Raw genomic sequence first — 298 nt, 5'->3', positions numbered from 1 at the left:
CTGCCAGCATGCGGCGACGGTCGCCCGCATGCCGCCCTTGCCGAGGTGGCCGAGCTTCGCGGGGCCGTTCCACTGCCGGATGCCGGTGCGCCCGTGCCCGCGGTGGTCGTCGGCGTACACGTGGAAGCCGGCGGCCGTGAGCTCTGCGATGAGCGCCTGGTACCGGCCCGCGTGCTCGCCGACCCCGTGCAGCAGCTGCACGACTCCTCTCGCCTGGCCCCGCGCCTCGTACACGTCGTAGACGATCGCGATGCCGTGGGCGTCGGTGAACTCCGCTGTTCTCTTGGCGACGCTGCTC

General features: G+C 72.5%; 1 protein-coding gene. It reads right to left on the bottom strand.

Annotation, left to right across the window (positions count from 1 at the left end; translation table 11 throughout):
• The coding region (locus KI686_RS17625; protein WP_237590384.1) for a serine aminopeptidase domain-containing protein at nt 1-298 on the bottom strand (298 nt) is incomplete at both ends.

Source organism: Polaribacter sargassicola (genome assembly GCF_021991835.1).
In the GTDB taxonomy this organism is placed as follows: Bacteria; Bacteroidota; Bacteroidia; order Flavobacteriales; family Flavobacteriaceae; genus Polaribacter; species Polaribacter sargassicola.
The sequence above is the reverse complement of the archived record's forward strand: the minus strand, read 5'-3'. Positions and strand labels throughout refer to the sequence as shown.